Origin of the sequence: Actinobacillus indolicus, from assembly GCF_004519515.1 — a bacterium.
GTDB lineage: Bacteria > Pseudomonadota > Gammaproteobacteria > Enterobacterales > Pasteurellaceae > Glaesserella > Glaesserella indolica_A.
Window position 1 is genome coordinate 2,095,995 of the sequence record NZ_CP038145.1, and the last position, 19,652, is coordinate 2,115,646.

General features: G+C 41.4%; 20 protein-coding genes and 1 pseudogene. 14 read left to right on the forward strand and 7 right to left on the reverse strand.

Translation table 11 applies throughout. The features are described from left to right. Window positions 1-118: 118 nt before the first annotated feature. Entirely contained in the window at window positions 119-1,066 is a 948-nt protein-coding gene (locus EXH44_RS10300) for a hypothetical protein (protein WP_231965573.1), read from the forward strand. A gap of 1 nt (window position 1,067) precedes the next feature. Beyond that, window positions 1,068-1,478 carry a hypothetical protein gene (locus EXH44_RS10305; RefSeq protein WP_005631033.1) on the forward strand — a complete coding sequence of 137 codons (411 nt, stop codon included), beginning with the start codon at window positions 1,068-1,070 and terminating at the stop codon, window positions 1,476-1,478. A 49-nt stretch (window positions 1,479-1,527) separates the two neighbouring features. On the opposite strand, the gene EXH44_RS11130 is transcribed toward EXH44_RS10305, so the two are convergent. Continuing rightward, window positions 1,528-1,773, reverse strand: a complete 246-nt coding sequence (locus EXH44_RS11130) for an efflux RND transporter permease subunit (RefSeq protein ID WP_005653491.1) — start codon at window positions 1,771-1,773, stop codon at window positions 1,528-1,530. Between EXH44_RS11130 and EXH44_RS10310 the strand changes: the two genes are divergently transcribed. Further along, complete coding sequence (locus EXH44_RS10310) at window positions 1,679-2,500, forward strand: zinc-dependent alcohol dehydrogenase family protein (protein ID WP_162857401.1); 822 nt, start codon at window positions 1,679-1,681, stop codon at window positions 2,498-2,500. The genes EXH44_RS11130 and EXH44_RS10310 overlap by 95 nt on opposite strands. A 52-nt stretch (window positions 2,501-2,552) precedes the next feature. Here EXH44_RS10310 and EXH44_RS11135 read toward each other — a convergent pair. Next, a pseudogene (locus tag EXH44_RS11135) lies at window positions 2,553-2,918 on the reverse strand (arsenic resistance protein); the annotation flags it as partial. 14 nt (window positions 2,919-2,932) lie between these two features. Next, window positions 2,933-3,331, reverse strand: coding sequence for a Cd(II)/Pb(II)-responsive transcriptional regulator (locus EXH44_RS10320; RefSeq protein ID WP_162857402.1), 399 nt, complete (start codon window positions 3,329-3,331; stop codon window positions 2,933-2,935). A 71-nt stretch (window positions 3,332-3,402) separates the two neighbouring features. Between EXH44_RS10320 and EXH44_RS10325 the strand changes: the two genes are divergently transcribed. Next, window positions 3,403-4,017, forward strand: coding sequence for a cation diffusion facilitator family transporter (locus EXH44_RS10325; protein ID WP_039195096.1), 615 nt, complete (start codon window positions 3,403-3,405; stop codon window positions 4,015-4,017). 85 nt (window positions 4,018-4,102) lie between these two features. On the opposite strand, the gene EXH44_RS10330 is transcribed toward EXH44_RS10325, so the two are convergent. Beyond that, window positions 4,103-4,489, reverse strand: a complete 387-nt coding sequence (locus tag EXH44_RS10330; protein ID WP_005823942.1) for a Cu(I)-responsive transcriptional regulator — start codon at window positions 4,487-4,489, stop codon at window positions 4,103-4,105. A 190-nt stretch (window positions 4,490-4,679) separates the two neighbouring features. Here EXH44_RS10330 and EXH44_RS10335 point away from each other — a divergent pair, with 190 nt between their 5' ends. From EXH44_RS10335 to EXH44_RS10355, 5 genes are all read left to right on the forward strand, one after another. After that, entirely contained in the window at window positions 4,680-4,826 is a 147-nt protein-coding gene (locus EXH44_RS10335; RefSeq protein WP_005823944.1) for a hypothetical protein, read from the forward strand. Between the two features lie 70 nt (window positions 4,827-4,896). After that, complete coding sequence (gene copM, locus EXH44_RS10340; RefSeq protein WP_005612070.1) at window positions 4,897-5,643, forward strand: CopM family metallochaperone; 747 nt, start codon at window positions 4,897-4,899, stop codon at window positions 5,641-5,643. A 307-nt stretch (window positions 5,644-5,950) separates the two neighbouring features. After that, complete coding sequence (locus EXH44_RS10345) at window positions 5,951-8,143, forward strand: copper-transporting P-type ATPase (RefSeq protein ID WP_425266844.1); 2,193 nt, start codon at window positions 5,951-5,953, stop codon at window positions 8,141-8,143. A gap of 452 nt (window positions 8,144-8,595) precedes the next feature. Continuing rightward, window positions 8,596-8,760 (forward strand): alcohol dehydrogenase catalytic domain-containing protein, encoded by a 165-nt coding sequence (locus EXH44_RS10350; RefSeq protein WP_013746103.1) that lies wholly within the window; start codon window positions 8,596-8,598, stop codon window positions 8,758-8,760. 53 nt (window positions 8,761-8,813) lie between these two features. Next, window positions 8,814-10,150, forward strand: a protein-coding gene (locus EXH44_RS10355; protein ID WP_162857403.1) for an IS3 family transposase whose coding sequence is annotated in 2 segments (ribosomal slippage) — window positions 8,814-9,267 and window positions 9,267-10,150 — 1,338 coding nt in all. Because the reading frame shifts where the segments join, the coding sequence is not laid out codon by codon here. Window positions 10,151-10,469: 319 nt separating this feature from the next. Here the strand turns inward: EXH44_RS10355 and EXH44_RS10360 are convergent. From EXH44_RS10360 to EXH44_RS11140, 3 genes are all read right to left on the reverse strand, one after another. After that, the gene (locus EXH44_RS10360) at window positions 10,470-12,017 is read right to left on the reverse strand and encodes a multicopper oxidase family protein (RefSeq protein ID WP_162857404.1); all 1,548 of its coding nucleotides are present in this window, start codon (window positions 12,015-12,017) and stop codon (window positions 10,470-10,472) included. Window positions 12,018-12,030: 13 nt separating this feature from the next. After that, the gene (locus EXH44_RS10365; protein WP_162857405.1) at window positions 12,031-12,486 is read right to left on the reverse strand and encodes a DUF411 domain-containing protein; all 456 of its coding nucleotides are present in this window, start codon (window positions 12,484-12,486) and stop codon (window positions 12,031-12,033) included. Window positions 12,487-12,665: 179 nt separating this feature from the next. Next, entirely contained in the window at window positions 12,666-13,304 is a 639-nt protein-coding gene (locus EXH44_RS11140; RefSeq protein ID WP_238398854.1) for a DUF6803 family protein, read from the reverse strand. A 190-nt stretch (window positions 13,305-13,494) separates the two neighbouring features. Here EXH44_RS11140 and EXH44_RS10375 point away from each other — a divergent pair, with 190 nt between their 5' ends. From EXH44_RS10375 to EXH44_RS10395, 5 genes are all read left to right on the forward strand, one after another. Further along, the gene (locus tag EXH44_RS10375; RefSeq protein WP_162857406.1) at window positions 13,495-14,193 is read left to right on the forward strand and encodes a heavy metal response regulator transcription factor; all 699 of its coding nucleotides are present in this window, start codon (window positions 13,495-13,497) and stop codon (window positions 14,191-14,193) included. Further along, window positions 14,183-15,565 (forward strand): heavy metal sensor histidine kinase, encoded by a 1,383-nt coding sequence (locus tag EXH44_RS10380; RefSeq protein ID WP_162857407.1) that lies wholly within the window; start codon window positions 14,183-14,185, stop codon window positions 15,563-15,565. The genes EXH44_RS10375 and EXH44_RS10380 overlap by 11 nt, the downstream gene beginning before the upstream one ends. 369 nt (window positions 15,566-15,934) lie before the next feature. After that, on the forward strand, window positions 15,935-16,333 hold the full coding sequence (locus EXH44_RS10385; protein ID WP_244238728.1) for an alpha/beta hydrolase family protein: 399 nt from the start codon (window positions 15,935-15,937) through the stop codon (window positions 16,331-16,333). Between the two features lie 238 nt (window positions 16,334-16,571). Then, complete coding sequence (locus EXH44_RS10390) at window positions 16,572-16,784, forward strand: Gfo/Idh/MocA family oxidoreductase (protein ID WP_162857408.1); 213 nt, start codon at window positions 16,572-16,574, stop codon at window positions 16,782-16,784. Window positions 16,785-17,282: 498 nt separating this feature from the next. Next, window positions 17,283-19,646 carry a type I restriction-modification system subunit M gene (locus EXH44_RS10395; RefSeq protein WP_162857409.1) on the forward strand — a complete coding sequence of 788 codons (2,364 nt, stop codon included), beginning with the start codon at window positions 17,283-17,285 and terminating at the stop codon, window positions 19,644-19,646. Window positions 19,647-19,652: the final 6 nt, after the last annotated feature.

Here is a 19,652-nt window from a genome sequence, read left to right on the forward strand (position 1 = left end):
CCAAAAGCCTTTAACTAAAAGTGAAATTGTTGAAGTACTAGATATTGACAAAAATAGCACTAATACTAAATGGTTTAAAAATTTAATAAGTGAAAATGATGGAATTATAACTTATGAGGTGTTAGGAAAATTTTTATATAAAAAATATACATCAAAATTTCATAATTGGCCTTATGTTGATAAACATAAAAATGTTAAGGTTTCTGAAGCTTTATTATTATTTAGAGAAAATGAATTTCATGATGACTTTTCCCCTAAAAGTTTTTCTTTTGTGTTACCAACGGTGAATCAAATTAATGATAGGTTTTGCTATTCTGAAACTCGTCCTAAAACATCATTATGGGAAAAACATTGTATAGGCACATCCAAAGGAGAATTCATAAGATTACCATCACACAATGCAAGACATTGGTTAAGTACAAAAGCTGAACGAGGAGGAATGGATGAGTTAACTTTAGCTAATTGGGCAGGACGAGCAAGAGTTGCAGATAACAAGGCTTATGATCACAGAACAGAAGAAGAAAAAAGTGAATCAGTTAGGAATTTACTCATTCCCGAAGATATTTCTATCTTAGATAAAATTCATTTGAATCTTCCTATTACCTATGAAGACTTAGGGAAAGATAGAATTGGAATCGCAACGGTAACAGAAATAGGGATCTGTGAACATGATTATGCAATGTCTCCATGTTCTCGTCATGGAGATTGTGAAACATGTAAAGAGCTTGTTTGTATTAAAGGTTTAGAGCACTCCTTAGAAATCTTAAAGGTGCGTGAAGCCCAGATAACCGAACAATTTAATAAAGCTAAAGAACACCATAAAATAGGTGTTTTTGGTGCAGATCGCTGGATAAGTAATTTAGGATGGAGACTAACTCACATAAAAACTAAAATTAAATTCTTAGAAAATGAGAGCATCCCAAATGGTTCCTTATTAAGGATGCCTGATGAGTATGATCCTTCCCCTATTAAATTAGCTTTGTTGGAAAGAGGAATGGATCTAGATATACAGAAGAAAGAAACAGCTAAGTTAGACGATGATTTATATAGACTAATGGAGTTATAGTATGCCTAAAATTCTTATTACAGAAGAAAATTTAGAAGATATAATCATGTTGATTAATACTTGGGAGGGTAAATTAACATGGGATTTACTTTGTTCTGAAGTTTCACAACTATTGAATATTAAAAGCATTGAAAGACAATCACTAGCTAATTATAGTGATATACAAAAGGCTTTTAGTACACGGAAACAAAGAATAAAAGAAAACTCTAAAGCTAATCCTCAACCAAATGTAACGATAGATTATTTGCAAAAACAAGTAAATAATTTAAAGGCTCAAGTACAACGATTGGAAGAAATTAATGAGCAATACAAGCAAAAATTCATTGTATGGCAGTATAATGCATATATGCATGGAATGACAGAAGATAAGCTAAATAAGCCACTTATTGCAGTTAATCGCCAGCATCGATAAAGAGATACCGTTTGAAATTTAAATTTCAAACAGTATTTTTTCAAAAAGATTATCCTTCTCTTCTTGGGATTCTATCCTCCGGTGTTACTGATGTTAATTTGGCTAATTTCGGGGCTAGCCATTCTCTGAGGTCATCCATTAAGGAATAAACTACAGGCACAAATACTAGGCTCAACAAGGTTGAGGCGATTAAACCACAAATGACAGCGATTGCCATAGGTGCTCTAAATGCCGCGCCTGCACCGCTGGCAAACACGGCCGGGATCATTCCCGCTACCATTGCAATGGTGGTCATTAAAATCGGGCGGACACGTTCCGAATACGGCACTTATGGCGAAATCGTAAATATGCCCGTTCACGCTGTGGTAAAACACCCTGAAAACCTCACAATGGAACAAGCTGCGGCAAGTTGGATGATGTTTGTAACCGCATACGGCGGTTTGATTGAATTTGGCAAGGTGCAAAAAGGCGATTTTGTTGTATTGGGCGGAGCGACCAGCTCGGTAGGCATTGCCGCCATTCAAATCGCCAAAATGCAAGGGGCAAACGTGATTACTCTGTCTCGCACGCACGCCAAAGGCGATGTGCTTTTACAGAAAGGGGCGGATTTTGTGATTGCCACCAAAGAAGATGACGTTACGGCTAAATTACTAGAAATTACAAACGGCAAAGGCGTGAATTTGGTGTTCGACCCTTTGGGTGACAAAGAAGCAGCAAAAATTATCAACGCAATGACACAAGACGGCAAATACATCATCTACGGTGCATTAAGCCACGATGATATCGCCGTGCCTGTGTTCCCAATTTTAGGCAAACACTTAACCGTGCGAGGCTATGAATTGTTTGAAATCACTACCGTACCAGAAAAACTCGCTCAAGCGAAAAAATTCGTGTTTGACGGCTTAGCAAGCGGTCAATTAAAACCAGAAATTGACAAAGTTTTTGCTTTTGATGAAATGGCGGAAGCTCACCGTTATATGGAAAGCAATGCACAGATTGGGAAGATTTTGGTAAAGGTTTGATTGTTTTAAGGTAAATATGCCGTCTGAAAAATAAGTTTCAGACGGCACATCGTTATTTTACCTGCCGATTAAGCCACCACACTAGCGAGAGCATCACAGGCACTTCCACCAGCACACCGACCTCCGTTGCCAATGCCGCCCCCGAGTGCAAACCGAACAAAGAAATTGCCACCGCCACCGCTAATTCAAAAAAATTACTCGTGCCAATCAAGCACGCAGGGGCGGAAATTTCGTGTGGTAATTTGAGCTATTTTGCCAAAACGTGAGCCAAGGCAAAAATGCCGTAAGTCTGTGCCAGCAAGGGAATGGCAATCAGCAAAATAATCAAGGGATTGGCAATAATGGTTTGGGTTTGAAAGGCAAACAGCAACACCACCGTCAAAATCAAACCCATAATGGAAAAAGGTTTCAGGCTGCCTGAAAAATATTCCGCTATTCTTTTTCTTTAATACCTTGAATAATCTGACACTTATCAACCGTTTTATTTTCACAACCCACAAATTGCATTAGAAAAGTTTTAACTTGTTGTAGTTCTGTGATTTGTTCGTTCAAATATGCCAAATGTTGTTCGGCAAGTGCATTGATTTCATTGCATTGTTTGTTAGGCGTTTGTTGTAATTGCAACAGCGTTTTGATGTTACTTAAAGAAAAACCGATGTTACGGCAAGTTTTAATAAAGCGTAATTGTTCTAACTGATTGTCATCAAACACACGATAGCCATTTTGTTGATGTGTGGGGGTGATTAAGCCTTGTTTTTCATAATAACGAATGGTTTCCAAATGTACGCCTGTTTGTTCACTGGCTTGTTTTATTTTAAAAAATTTTGACATTTTGGCTTGACCCTGTAATGACTACGGAGTTTATAGTATAGCAAATTTTATCTTAAAACAGGAGCAAAAAAATGGCGTGCCAAAATTGTTGTGGTTCAAATCAGCCCATTCATCAATCGCCCAAGTACAAAAAAGCCTTGTGGATTGTCTTGATATTAAATTTATCAATGTTTTTTGTGGAAATTGTGATGGGGGTTAAATCGGGTTCAACTTCGCTGTTGTCGGACAGTTTGGATTTCTTGGGCGACAGTGCCAATTATTTGATAAGTTTGATTGTTTTGCCAATGGCGTTAAGTTACCGAGCCAAAGCATCTATGGTTAAGGGGCTAACGATGGGCGGTTTTGGTTTATTTATTTTAATGACGACCATTTATCGTGTGTTTTATGGGGAAATGCCCAGTTATTCAGAAATGAGCATTGTGGGATTTTTGGCGTTATTGGTCAATGTGTCGGCATTGTTGATATTATTAAAATTTCGTGATGGCGACAGCAATGTCCGCAGTGTGTGGGTGTGTTCCCGAAACGATGCGATTGGTAATGTGGCGGTAATTTTAGCGGGTATGGCAGTTTATTTTTTTCAATCAAAATATCCTGATTTAATTGTGGCGTTTGTTTTGGCATTTTTGGCGTTACAAGCCAGCCAAGAAATCATCAAAAGGGCTTGGGCGGAATTAAAAGTCAGCTAATTTAAAACACCGTTTGGATTGATGTTCAAGCGGTGTTTTTATTTTTAAATTTTGCAAAATAACTTTCAGGCTGCCTGAAAAAAACCTATCCCCCAAGCCCCTGTAAAATCGGACATTCTGGCATATCATCGCCACGACAGGCATCACACCACGCCCCAAGAGCAGTTTTCATTTCTTCTAATTCCTTGATTTTATTTGATAAAAATTCAATGTGCGTATTTGCCAACGCTTTGACTTCACAGCTTTTGCGGTATGGATTGTCTTGCAGTGCCAAAAGCTCGCCAATTTGGGCAAGCGAAAAGCCCACGCCCCTTGCTTTGGCGATGAATTTTAGGCGGATTAGTGTCTCATTATCATAAATGCGATAGCCTGATGATGTGCGTGAAGTGTTTGATAACAAACCCAACTTTTCATAATCACGGATTTGCTTGATGGATAGCCCTGTGGCTTTGGACGCTTGACCGATGTTCATTGTTGCTCCTTGTTTTGGCGTTTGTAAAAAATTGTCAATCCGTAAAAATAATCCTTGACCCTAACATAAGGTTAGGCTTTATGATGCGCTCATCAAAACAAAAAAGCAATGCTTTTAATCGCTTAAAAGCACTTTGTTTTGATAATCCACTTTAACTTAACATTCGGAGAAACTGTTATGAACGCTGATTTTGTTCAAAACCGACACGCCCATTGCGGCTGCCAGTCTTGCACGGGGCAAAACTGCCATCCGGACTGCCAATGCCAAAACGGCAAGCCCTGCATTTGTGATGACTGCACTTGCAACGGCTGTGCGTGTGAATCGTAAAACCAAATAGTGAAATGGACATTGAGCGAATCTGTCATTTGCCCAATGTTATCAATGCCCATTTTGACAAGGAGAATCCAATGACATTCATCAAAAACCGTGCCGTACATCTTGTCGCTGCCGCTGTTGTTTTGGCGACTTCAACCGCTTTTGCCGACGGCAAAAACGAAGTGCCGACGCACTCGATGGCGTGCGACAATAACTACACCCAAACCACCCACGACTGCTCAAATAACCAAAACGGGCACGCAGAGATGAACCACGCCAATATGAACCACTCTGCTATGGCGATGGACACTCAAAATGCTCCGCCCCATACCCAAGCCTATCTTGCAATGATGAACAAGATGGGCGATGAGATGAGCAAAGCGGGTAATCTTGCCGATGCTGATACCGCTTTTGCCAAAGGTATGATTCCGCACCATATCGGAGCAGTTGAGATGGCAAAAGTACAGCTTGAATTTGGCAAAGACGAAACAATGAGAAAACTTGCCCAAGCGATTATTGATGGGCAACAAAGTGAAATCGAACTGATGAACGCTTGGCTGGCGGGTAAAGACACCGCAACCCAAAACCCGCAAGCCCCGCACGCCAAGGCCTATGCCGCAGGCAAGGCGCAGCACGAGGCGATGATGGCGGCAATCAATGAGCCAAACCCTGATATTGCCTTTGCCAAAGCAATGATTCCGCATCATCAAGGGGCGGTCAAGATGGCGAAAATCGAGCTGCAATACGGCAAAGACGAAACAATGAAAAAGCTCGCTCAAGACATCATCAAAGCCCAAGAACCTGAAATCAAGCTGATGCAAGACTGGCTAAAACAGTAGGGGCAATAAGGCAAAAACACCGTTTTTGATAAAGCGGTGTTTTTGAGGTCGTCTGAAAACAGGTTTAAGGCTTTTTCAGACGGCATTTGGGGTTTTCAGGCAGCCTTTAAAACAAGCCCCAAGGAAATGATGATGCCGACTTGTCGGACACATCGGCAAGCGATGTTCTGAACCTTCTGCTTTTTCAGACGGCATCGGTATTTGCAGGCAGCCTGAAAAAAACCGTCATTCTGACTGGCCCAATCCGTACCTGCTTTTTCGGTAAACGACCGGTGATGACCCTATGAACCCAACAGGAGAAATTGTGATGAAGCAAGAAACACACAAACCGCCCAAACACCACGAGTGCCGACACGGACACGGACAGCACCGCCCTGTGCAGACACCGTCCGATGCAGCGGCTGCTTCGGGCTACACCTGCCCGATGCATCCGGAAATCCGGCAAGACCGCCCCGGCAACTGCCCTCTTTGCGGTATGGCATTGGAGCCGCTGATGCCTGAATTGGACGACGACAATCCGGAGCTGCGTGATTTTTCCCGACGCTTTTGGTACACGCTGCCCCTGACGGCGGCAGTGCTGGTGCTGGCGATGTTCGGCGAGCGTCTGAACCTGATGGATATGGCCGCACAAAGCTGGATAGAGCTGGTGCTGTCGCTGCCGATCGTGCTGTGGGCGGGGCTGCCGTTTTTCTCACGGGGTTGGCAGTCGCTGGCAAACCGTAGTCCCAATATGTGGACGCTGATTGCACTGGGAACGGGTGCAGCCTTCGTTTACAGCGTTGTTGCCACCGCTGCACCCGGCATTTTTCCGGCATCGTTTGTATCGATGGGGCGGGTCGGCGTGTATTTTGAGGCGGCGGCCGTCATCATCTCGCTGACCTTGCTCGGCCAGATGCTCGAACTCAAAGCCCGGTCGCAGACTTCGGCGGCAATCAAGACCCTGCTCGGACTGGCGCCCAAAACCGCACGGCGTATCGGCCCGGGCGGTGCTGAAGAAGATGTGCCGCTCAGCCACATCCACATCGGCGACCTTCTGCGTGTGCGCCCCGGCGAAAAAGTGCCTGTCGATGGCGTGGTGGTTGAGGGCGCAAGCTCGGTAGATGAATCGATGCTGACCGGCGAACCGCTGCCGGTGCGCAAAGCCACCGGCGACAAAGTCATCGGCGCCACGCTCAACACCGGCGGTGCGCTCGTCATCCGCTCCGAGCGCATCGGTTCGGAAACCGTGCTTTCGCAGATTGTCCAGATGGTGGCCCAGGCGCAGCGCTCCAAAGCACCGATGCAGCGTATGGCCGACGGGGTGGCAGGCTATTTCGTACTGGCGGTTGTCGCCGTTGCCGTTGCCACTTTCTTTGTCTGGGGCGTGTTCGGCCCGCAACCGTCTTGGGTGTTCGGGTTGATCAACGCCGTTGCGGTCTTGATTATCGCCTGCCCCTGTGCACTGGGACTGGCCACTCCGATGTCGGTGATGGTCGCCACAGGACGCGGGGCAGGCAGGGGCATATTGTTCCGTGATGCCGCCGCTATCGAAAACTTGCGGCGAGTAGACACTTTGGTGATTGATAAAACCGGCACACTCACCGAAGGCCGACCTGCCTTTGACCGTGCCGTTGCGGCAGCAGGCTTTTCCGCCGAAGAAGTGCTGCGTTTGGCCGCCAGCTTGGATCAGGGCAGCGAACACCCTCTGGCCGACGCCATTGTGCAGGCCGCACGGGCACAACAGCTGAAGCTGAGCAAACCCGAACAGTTTGATTCAGGCAGCGGCATCGGCGTGAGCGGCGTGGTTGAAGGGCGTGCGCTGGCACTGGGCAACACGGCGTTTATGCAGCAGAACGGGCTTAGCGTCGAACCACTGATCGAGCAGGCCGAATCCCTGCGCAGTGAAGGTGCCAGCGTGATATATCTGGCTGCGGACGGACATCTTGCGGGACTGCTTGCCGTCTCCGATCCTGTAAAAGACAGCACCCCCGAAGCATTGGCCTCGCTCAAAGCAGCCGGCCTGCGCATCATTATGGCAACCGGCGACGGATTGACCACGGCAAACGCCGTGGGCGCAAAACTGGGCATCGACGAAGTGCACGGCGAAGTCAAGCCCGCCGACAAACTGGCACTGATCGAGCGGCTTCAGAACGAAGGGCGGGTGGTCGCAATGGCAGGCGACGGCATCAACGATGCCCCCGCACTGGCCAAAGCCGATGTCGGCATCGCAATGGGTACCGGCACCGATGTGGCAATGAGCAGTGCGCAAATCACGCTGGTCAAAGGCGATTTGCGGGGTATTGCCACCGCACGCAAATTGTCTGAGGCCACCGTGCGCAATATGAAGGAAAACCTGTTATTTGCCTTCTTATACAACGGCCTGGGGGTTCCCGTTGCCGCCGGCGTGCTGTACCCCTTTACCGGCTGGCTGCTCTCGCCGATGATTGCCGCACTGGCGATGAGCCTAAGCTCGGCATCCGTTGTCGGCAACGCACTGCGGCTGCGCAAAAGCAAGTTGTAGACCACAGCCCCGCAGGCTTCTTCCAATGACAAAACTACCTCAAAAACACCGCTTTTGATAAAGCGGTGTTTTTTATGCCGTCTGAAAAGGTCTTTAATACTTTTTCAGACGCCATTGTGTTTTTCAAACAGTTTCGCAGTGTGCGTCATTGCACCAACCCAATATTTCATCAGGAAAATGGTGCAACAAGTTGCACCCTACATCTTTGATGCTTTTTTAAGACGGCATTTTTTTCAGACGGACTAAAACGCCCAATCTTTCCATTTTTAAAAACCAACTTCCCATTTTTCGCCATTCTTATTGTTATTTTAAAACGCTAAAATACGCCCATTTTTAATATAGGTCAAAACAATGAGCAAACAAATCCAATTTACAAAAACAGGTTCGCCTGATGTCCTGCAAATCGTTGATGTACAAATCCCCGCCCAAAATCGGGCGAAGTGCAAATCCAAATGCACGCTTTGGGACTAAACCGTGCCGAGATGATGTATCGGGAAGGGGCGTATGTGATTGACCCTGTGTTCCCTGCGACTTTGGGTTATGCAGGGGCAGGCGTGGTCGTGGCGGTGGGCGATGACGCTGGCGAATTTCAAATCGGCGACAAAGTGAGCGTCTGATCTGCACCCCAAAAGTTGGACTAAAAACCAACTGATTAAGGTGCAGATTTTTTATGACGAAATACAACCAATCTTTCAAACAAGAAGTGATCGCATTTTTTCTCCAAAACGGGAAAAATTGCTCACTCACTCGCCAGCAATTTCAGCTTAAAGCCTCCACGCTACGTCGTTGGATTTCGCAATATAACTATAATGGAATCAATAGTTTAGCCGTACTGGGTAAGAAGCAAAAATATTCCCCAGAATTTAAATTAACCGTCATACAAGCGGTCAAAAAGGGGCAATTTTCTGCAGAAAGTGCTTGTCTGCATTTTGGTATTGCTAATTCAGAGGTGATTAGCCAGTGGTTGCAATCCTTTGAAAAACAAGGTATAAACGGCTTATTTCCAAAGCCGAAAGGACGACCAGCAATGAAACCGAAATACCCGAAAATGCCTCCCCCACCCAAAACCGAAGAAGAACGCTTGCGTTATCGGATTTTGGAACTGGAAGCGGAGAATGCTTACCTAAAAAAGTTGCGGGAACTCAACCAAGCAAAAATGCGGAAAAAGTAGCCATCATGAAAATGTTGAGGGTAAATTTTTCCTTGGAAATATTACTCCATTTGACAGGTTTAAAACGCTGTTCATTCTTTTATCATTTACAGCTTAAAATTGATAAAAATGTGGCAATTAGGCAGGAAATTGTTGAGATTTATCGCAAAAATGACGGCAATTATGGCTATCGTCGTATTACGTTAGCATTGCGAAAAATGTTCGGTGCAATTAACCATAAGCGTGTGCAAGCGATAATGCAACAGCTTGATTTAAAAGGAAAATGTAAGCAGAGAAAATATCGTTCTTACAAAGGCGAAGTGGGTAAAATTGCCGAGAATTTATTGCGACAGGATTTTCACACAAACGCTCCAAATGAAAAGCTCGTCACGGATATTACCGAGTTTAAATGTGCGGAAGGCAAACTTTATCTTTCGCCGATTAAGGACTTATTTAATGGCGAAATTATCGCCTATGACCTTGCCCGAAGCCCAAACTTTGAGCAAATAATGCGAATGATGAAACAATCTGTCGCAAAGCTCCCGCAAGGAGCAAGCCCGATTTTACATTCCGACCAAGGATGGCAATATCAGATGGCAGGTTATCAGGCGATATTGAAACAAAATGGCATCGTGCAAAGTATGTCAAGAAAAGGAAATTGCTTGGATAACAGTGCGATGGAAAGCTTTTTCGGGCGATTGAAGACGGAATGTTATTTTGGTAAACGATTTGAAACATTTGAGCAACTCGAACAAACTATTATTCACAAATATATTCATTATTACAATCACGAGCGTATTCAAGTGAGACTAAAAGGGCTAAGCCCTGTGCAATACAGAACTCAGTCCTTGAATTAACGTAGTCTAACTTTTTGGGGGCAGATCAATAATTAAATTTTGTAAAAATAAATCATAAAAAACCAAGAGAAGAAAATACTCACTTTTATTAAAGCATCAAGACCATAAAATATTATCTATATAACCGGAAAGTGAATTACCAGATAGGTTATTAAATAAGTTCATATGTAGCCACTGTTATCGGTGTATTGGTTGAAGTGCCTGTGATGCTCTCACTTGTTGCGTTGTTAAACCGTTGGAATAAATAATGACAAGCAGAGGGATTTTCGCAATTTACAAATTTTCACGAAAATCCCTCTATTTTTATAGTTAGATACCACTATTCCACTTTAAACATCCCCATCATACCGAGATTTTCATGTTCTAAAATATGGCAATGGTACATTTTCAACCCAGTATGTCCTTGCTTAAAGCGAATAATCACTTTTTCATAAGGGCGTAAATTAACCACATCTTTTAACGCTCTGCCTTCTGGCTTAAAGGTTTTACCGTTTAACGTATGTTGAATTACTTCAAATTGAGTGCCGTGTAAATGGAATGGATGATCCATATGGCTTTCATTGAAGATTTCCCACTGTTCCACTTCATTCAATTTGGTAACAAAATCAATACGGTTCATATCAAAGGTTTGACCGTTGATTAAGAACATACCATTCATCATTGGTGGAATAGGGTTGTCCGTTGGTGTTGTAGTAGCGTGATGTGTACCGTGATTCATCATTGGCATATTCGTATGGTTCATCATTTTTTCACTAAAGCGAATTTGGCGAACCTGCTTTGGCTCATCCCAGTTAGGCAAGGACCTTAAGCTTTCAGGTAACTGAACAGGTTCTGATTTCACCTGAATTGTGGCTAAAGTGATATCTTTAGGCTGTTCTTGCACCATCATCTTACGGCGATCATAATAACCGCTTTGTAAATTGACTGTTCCTTGCGTTTCACCCACCATAATCACTTCAACGCGTTCGGCTGGTGTAAGTAGCAGTTCATCAACAGGCGAGCGAGGTTTTTCAAGTAAACCACCTTCGGTACCCACCACAATCCATTTCACCCCTGGAATGTTTAAACGAAAATAACGAGCGCTAGTGGCATTCCAAAGACGGATTCGTTCATTCGTTTTCACTTGAATCTGGGGCTGATATTGACCGTTGATTAACACAAATTCACCCTCACGGCCGTTCATCCAATCTAACATCGTGTTTGCTGGAATGGTGCCATCGGCATTTAAACGCAGATCGGAAATCACCCAATGTTGTTCAGGAAGGTGTGCAAGCGGATCATTTTTCGCTTTAACAACGAAAGTGCCTGCTAAGCCTTTATAGACTTGTTCGGAAACATGGTCATGTGGATGAGGGTGGTACCAATATGTCCCAGCACTGCCTTGAGGTAGCGTAAAGCGATAGACTTTTTTCCTTTGCGGTTCAACCATATCCATCGGGTTACCATCCGCTTCATTTGGTACATCTAAGCCGTGCCAATGTACTGTTGAGGGTTGTGGTAGGTGATTGATAAATTCAATTTCTACGGTGTCGCCTTCAAATACTTCAATTTGTGGCCCTGGTAGTTGTCCGTTATAAGCCCAAAATTCCGTTTCTTTATTGTCTGCGAGGCGAATTTTAATTGGCTCTGCTTTTAAAGTGGCTTTGAATAGCCCAGCTTGAGTCGATTGATTAGCAAGTTTTGGCAATATCCCATTAAGCGATAAACCTGAAGGCATTGCCTCAGTTGGCATTAGGCCAGTAGGTACTGAATGCATCATCGCCATATTGCCATGTTGTGCGTGGTTCATCATATTCGCAAGGCTATAAAGCGAGCTACTGGCTAAGCTAATTCCAATTCCATAACGTAAAAAATCTCGACGTTTCATTCTTTCACCCCCCCTATTGGTTATAGGATTTGAACACTTCACTTTCACCGTTTTTCTTAATTAAAACAACATCATAAGGATCTTTGCGTCCGCCGTATGCTTCACCGTCCATACCTGGTGAACCAATCGGCATGCCAGGTGCGGACAAGCCAATTGCATCGGGTTTTTCTGCGAGTAAACGTTTGATATCCTCAGCAGGTACATGTCCTTCAATCACATAGCCATCAATCACTGCCGTGTGGCAAGAGGCGTGTTCATTTTTAATGTTAAAGCGCTTATGAGCATCATAATTGCCTGTTTCGTTGACTTTAATCTCAAAACCGTTTTTCTGCATATAGCTGATCCATTCATTACAACAGCCACAAGTCGGGCTTTTCCACACTTCCATAGAAAGTGTTTGTGCTTGAGCACAAGCGGTTATCCCTAAACTTAAAAGCAACAATGAGCGGGTGAATTTATGTAATTTCATAAGATGTCCTTATTTTTATTGAGATGGAATGGCGCAATGTTAAAGCTTGACCTAGGGTTAAGGTCAAGTAATCTGAAAAAATTCTATCATTTGAAAATTTTTCTCAAAATCCTACTGCTTGTAGTAGAGATATGCCAACGTACCATCCACTATTATTTTTTAAAATGTGATCAGAATTATTATTTATGATGTTCTGAATGACCACCTTGAGTATTCGGCATATTCATATTAGGGTTCATTTCTTGATGCATCTTCATCATTTCTTCAGGCGTTATTTCGCCCGTCATCATTTGGTTGTGCATTTCTGTCATTTGTTTAGCATCCATTTGCATTGAATGAGTCATTGCTGGTGTAGTGGGTTGATAGCCTGCTGAAATAGGATCTGCCATGCCAAAGATCATAGCAAAGTGACTCACAAATAAGAAAATCACAAGATAAACCGCATGTAATTTAATTTTTGCACTATCCACGAGATTTTTATGAATAACTTTTAATTCCATGAGTAAAATAATAAAAATAGGAAAGGTAGCTAATAATAGTGATGCAATTGATGCGATATCTACCCAACCACGCCATTCAGTAATAGTCGGTACGATAATAAAACCAACATAAGCGGCTACAATCGTGTAATAAACACCGAGCACAACACTTAAAATTTTATTCCAATGTTTCCAATGATTATTAGTGTTGTCTTTATAGAATAAGGCAAAAAATTCCGTTGCAACAAGCAATTCTCCAATAATCATTGGAATGACCATAAATAAAATAAGGTTCCAAGGCGAGGCAGCTAATAGCTCCATATAATGTGTCATAATCATTTTTTTACTCCTAAGTTTGATTAATTGTCTAACATAAAAAATGAATTTGTGATGAAATGCATATTCATTTTTATAAGTACACTATATCGTTTCTTTCTCAACATAAAGATGACGGCAACATTACAATTTTGTCATCTTCGCTTTTTGATTTAATAACTTGTTATAATTCTGAAACACATAAGGAGACATTGTGAAAATTTTAGTTGTAGAAGATGAAATCAAAGCCGGAGATTACTTAAAACAAGGTTTAAGTGAAGCCGGTTTTATGGTTGATATCGCACGCAATGGCGTAGATGGTTTACATTTTGCTTTAACTGAAGATTATCAATTGATCATTTTAGATGTAATGTTGCCAAAATTAGATGGCTGGCAAGTGTTACAAATGTTACGTCAGGCTGAGAAAAAATTCCCTATTTTGTTACTGACTGCAAAAGATCAAGTAGAAGATAAAGTGAAAGGATTAGAGTTAGGTGCAGATGATTATTTAGTGAAACCTTTTGCCTTTGCAGAACTGTTGGCGCGCGTTCGTACATTACTTCGCCGTATTCCAAATGAAGAAAAAAAGATTCAGACAACATCATTAAAAATAGCAGACTTAGAATTAGATTTACTGAAACGGAAAGTAAGTCGAGCAGGTCATCGCATTGATTTAACTACCAAAGAATTTGCTTTACTGGAGCTACTCATTCAACGGCAGGGAGAAGTATTACCTCGTATGCTCATTGCCTCTCATGTTTGGGATATGAATTTTGATAGCGATACTAATGTGATTGATGTAGCGATTCGTCGTTTACGCAATAAAATTGATGATGGTTATATCCCCAAGCTTATTCACACAGTACGTGGCGTGGGATATGTTTTAGATCTAAGGGAAGAAGATGATGTATAAACGATCTCTCACTTTTCGCCTTTCAGCCTTATTTGCTATCGTGATGGTAAGCCTATTGAGCCTACTCGGTTTTTTCGGTTTCTCTGCACTTGAACAACATTTTCAACAACTCGATCAAAACGAGTTAAATAATAAAGTGCGGTTAATTCAACAAGAAATTAGTCATACAGCCGTTGATGAACTAATGACCGTTTTAAATAAACAGATCGCTCGCTATACTTCAACATCAGATTTAGTCATTTACTATAATCAAGCTGAATTTGCTCACTCAAAAAATGTCTCATCAATTCCCGCCAATATTCAAAAAGATATTCAGCAAACTCAAGACATTTCAATGCTATTAGAATGGGAGAAGGACGCACATACTTTGCGTGGTGTCGCATTTTCAGCAACTACATTAGATAAAATTGTCTTACAAGGTATCTTATTTTCATCGACAGGACATCATCTTCTTTTTATGCAAAATATCAAAATCAGTTTTGTTATTTTTGTACTCATTTTAAGTGGAATAGGCTCAATTTTAGGATATTTAAGCGTCAGGAGTACACTTAAACCACTCCAAAAAGTACAAGCATTAGCCAATAAAATCACGGGCAAAAAATTAAATCTTCGATTAGAACTCACAGATATTCCCATAGAATTACAATCCGTTGTAGAAGGTATTAATCAAATGTTGGCAAAGTTAAATGATGAATTTCAACGTTTATCCGTATTTTCATCTGATTTAGCCCACGAATTCCGTACACCCATTAATAATATGTTGACCCAAACGCAAGTTACGTTAAGTCAAAAACGAGAAAACAAACAATATATTGATATTCTTTCTTCTAATGCCGAAGAACTAGAACGACTTGCTCGTACTATTTCCGATATGCTATTTCTCGCAAAAAATGAAAATGGACAATATATTAAAGAAAAACAATTAGTTAATCTTTCTCAAGAAATTACCGCTCTTTTTGCTTTTTTTGAATTTGTTGCAGAAGAAAAACAGGTTAAATTGCTTTTAAAAGGTTCAGGCGAATTATACGGTAATGCCTTAATGCTACGCCGTGCAATCAGTAATCTACTCTCAAATGCATTACAATATGCCAATCGCCAAAGTGAAATTGTGGTAGAAATTCAAGAGCAAAAACAACAACTCATTCTATCTGTTTACAATCAAGGCGAACCCATTCCAGCTGAAGATTTACCACATTTATTTAATCGTTTTTATCGTGTTGAAAAGTCCCGAACCCGACAATCTGCCAAAGACAATGGCACAGGTTTAGGACTTGCGATTACCAAATCTATTGTTAATGCCCACAATGGCGAAGTCAGCATTATGTCAGATCAAACAGGGACAAAAATAACAATGTCTTTTTATAAGGCGTAAGCGGTAATATTTGGGCAAATTCTTGCACAGACTAAAGCTCTCATTTTGCCCAAATATAGCATGTCATATCACGCTTATTATTGAAAATAACTCAACACCCTATTCAATATTTCCTAGCTAATCAAAAAAATTTTCTGCTCTATAATAGAGAAAATCGCAACTGTAAAAACGTTGCAAAAATCGACCGCACTTTTACTCCAAAGGAGCAAATCATGAAACCAACAAAATCTAAACTTTTTTCCACTTTTACTGCTTTCTACCTCAATTTCCATGGCAACCATGTCTTACTCAGCAGAAACTGGCATTAGACTATTTTACCGCAATGGAACGCTTATTAGCCCCGAATTATAACTTTTAAGGAATAATCCAATGAAAAAATCTGCAAAATTATCCCTAATTTTGACCGCTTGTGCGATGGCGGTGCAAAGTTTCGCTACGCCGCTTTCTATTGAACAACAAGGCAGTTTTGCCGTGGGTGGCACGGTGAAAACCAGCGAAGGCACTTATCAGCCGCTACCTGAAATCGCCAAAGGCAAAACCAGCAACAACTTTATGGACGTATTTAGTGCGTCTATTCAAGCTGGCGGGCAAACCTTGCACGGCGACCACGCTACCGTGTTCTACCAAATTCCAACCAACCCACGCCCTTATCCATTGGTGTTTTTACACAGCGCAGGGCAATCTATGCGGACTTGGCAGACCACGCCAGACGGACGTGAAGGTTTCCAAAATATCTTTTTACGCAAAAACTACCCTGTTTATTGCTGAAAGTGGATTTTGCCTATTTTAATTATGATGAACCACAAGCGGTCTTTTATTTTGACTTTTTTGCGATTTTAATTGCAGTGGCTTACAGCACAAGATTTTTGGTTTGGTTAATTTTATTTAGGAAAAAAGATGTCAAAAGTTAAATCTATTTAGATATTCTGTATAAATAACCTAAATGGCGGATAGATAGAAACGATCTTATACTCGCCACAATTTTATTAATTAAGGATAGCCAAATATGAAGAAAATTAATGTTGTCATTGTGGGGAGTGGGTATTCTACCCGTATTTTCCATGTTCCCTTTTTTAAAAATGATCATCGGTTTAACGTGATAAAATTTTTTGAGCGTTCAACCACTCGGGCATTAGCATGGTTCCCCAACATTGATATTGTGTCAAATTTTGAAAAGTTACTGACTGATAAGGTGGATTTAATCGTGATTAGTCAATAAGTGTAAAAATGGCATAATCAACTCAATGAATTTATGGACAAATATTATCTGTTTGGTATTTTATAGTAAGTACATTGTGTAAAAATAAAATCTGAAATTTAGTCTTTTTATACTTTATTTTTACGTACTCATACTTCAATCTGGGAAACTTAATATTTAATTAATTGATTTAAAAGAATTTTATAATTTACATTCCTAATGTGATATAGAAACAACCATTTTAATCTTATATTAGAGATGAAAGCCCAGCAGTTTGCTGGGTTTTTTGTTTATCTAAGGCTTGTTGATGCTTCGAAGGTATAAAATCGTATATTTTACAAGCACAAAACATTAATAACCCTTGGCTTCTGAGAAGGTAGAAAAAACGAATAGGATTGTGAATAGAATTCAAGAAATATAAAAGGATAAATATATTCTCGTTGCTAGCTACTAATTAGTGTTATTTCAGATTTATAATAAGGCATAATCACAAATAAAGATTTTATGTAGGATTAACTTATGGATCATTCTGTTCACAACAAATTAGTGTCTTTTATTTGGAGCATTGCGGACGATTGTTTGCGCGATGTGTATGTTCGAGGCAAATACCGTGATGTGATTTTGCCAATGGTAGTATTACGCCGTTTGGATACGCTATTAGAGCCGACCAAAGCTAAAGTATTGGAAGAAGTCCGCTTTCAAAAAGAAGAGTTGGAATTTACCGAGCTAGATAGCCAGCCCCTTGAAAATGCAACGGGTTATGTTTTTTATAACACATCAAAATGGACGCTTAAAACCCTGTATCAAACCGCCAGCAACACACCGCAATATATGCTGGCTAATTTTGAAGAGTATTTAGACGGTTTTAGCAACAACGTTCAAGAGATTATCAACTGCTTTAAATTACGTGAGCAAATTCGTCATATGTCGAATAAAAATGTGTTGCTTGGTGTATTGGAAAAATTTGTTTCGCCTTATATCAACCTCACACCACAAGTGCAAACCGATCCCGAAGGCAATAAATTGCCAGCATTAACCAATTTGGGTATGGGCTATGTGTTTGAAGAGTTAATCCGCAAATTTAACGAAGAAAACAACGAAGAAGCAGGAGAACATTTTACCCCTCGTGAAGTGATTGAATTGATGACGCATCTTGTGTTTGACCCACTCAAACAGGCGATTCCAGCCATCATTACGATTTATGACCCCGCTTGCGGCAGTGGTGGAATGCTGACTGAATCACAAAATTTTATTGAAGAAAAATATCCATTACCTGAAAGTCAAGGACAACGTAGTATTATTCTCTTTGGTAAAGAGATCAACGACGAAACCTACGCCATCTGTAAATCCGATATGATGATTAAGGGCAACGACCCACAAAACATCAAAGTCGGTTCAACCCTTTCAACAGACACCTTCCAAGGCAAATATTTCGATTTTATGCTTTCCAACCCGCCTTATGGAAAAAGTTGGAGTAGCGACCAAAGTTATATCAAAGACGGCAATAGCGTCATTGACGACCGTTTTAAAGTCAGCTTACCTGATTATTGGGGAGCTGTAGAAACCGTAGATGCCACGCCACGTTCCAGTGATGGACAATTACTGTTTTTAATGGAAATGGTCAATAAAATGAAATCGCCGAAAGATAACTTAATCGGTAGCCGAATTGCTTCCGTACATAACGGTTCCAGCCTATTTACAGGCGATGCGGGTTCGGGGGAAAGCAATATCCGTCGTTACATCATTGAAAATGACCTACTTGATGCCATTGTGCAACTGCCGAATAACCTATTCTATAACACCGGCATTACCACTTACATTTGGTTGCTCAATAACAATAAACCTGAACAGCGTAAAGGCAAAGTGCAACTGATTGAGGCAAGCCAATTATTCCGCAAATTGCGCAAAAATTTAGGCGACAAAAACTGTGAATTTTCCCCTGAGCATATCGCCCAAATCACGCAAACCTATTTAGATTTTACGGAACAAGAGGGTGAATTTGCGGCGAAAATTTTTGATAACCAAGATTTCGGCTATTACAAAGTTACCATTGAACGCCCGGATCGCCGTAGTGCACAATTTACTGCCGACAATATCGCCGCTTTACGTTTTGATAAAAGCTTGCTTGAGCCAATGCAATATTTATACCAACAATACGGTGAGCAAATTTATCAAGCGGACGTGTTAGCAAAAACCGACAAAGAAATCACCGCTTGGTGTGAGGAACAGGGCATTGCCTTAAATAACAAAACCAAGGCGAAATTGTTGGATATAAAAACGTGGGAAAAATCCACCGCACTTTTTCATACCGCAACGCAACTGCTTGAGCAGTTTGGCGAACAGCAATTTGACGATTTCAACCTATTTAAACAACAGGTGGAAAACGCCTTAAAAGCCAAACAAATCAAGCTTTCAGCCACAGAAAAGAATGCCATCTTTAATGCTGTAAGTTGGTATAACGAAACGGCAGAAAAAGTGATGGCGAAAACCGTGAAATTAAAACCGAACGAGTTGGAAACCCTTTGCCAACGTTACCAATGCCAACCGTCTGAATTGGCGGATTTTGGCTATTTCCCAACGGAAAAAGCGGGCGAATTTATCCAATATGAAAGCAGTAGCGATTTACGCGACAGTGAAAGCATACCGCTCAAACAAGCTATTCATGACTATTTTAAAGCCGAAGTACAACCGCACGTGAGTGAAGCGTGGATCAATTTAGAGAGTGTTAAAATCGGCTATGAAATCAGCTTTAACAAATACTTCTACCGCCATAAACCGCTCCGTAGCCTTGCCGAAGTGGCACAAGATATTCTCGCCCTAGAAAAACAAGCCGATGGCTTGATTGGTGAGATTTTGGGAGATTTACAAGCGGTCAGATTTTAAGGATTT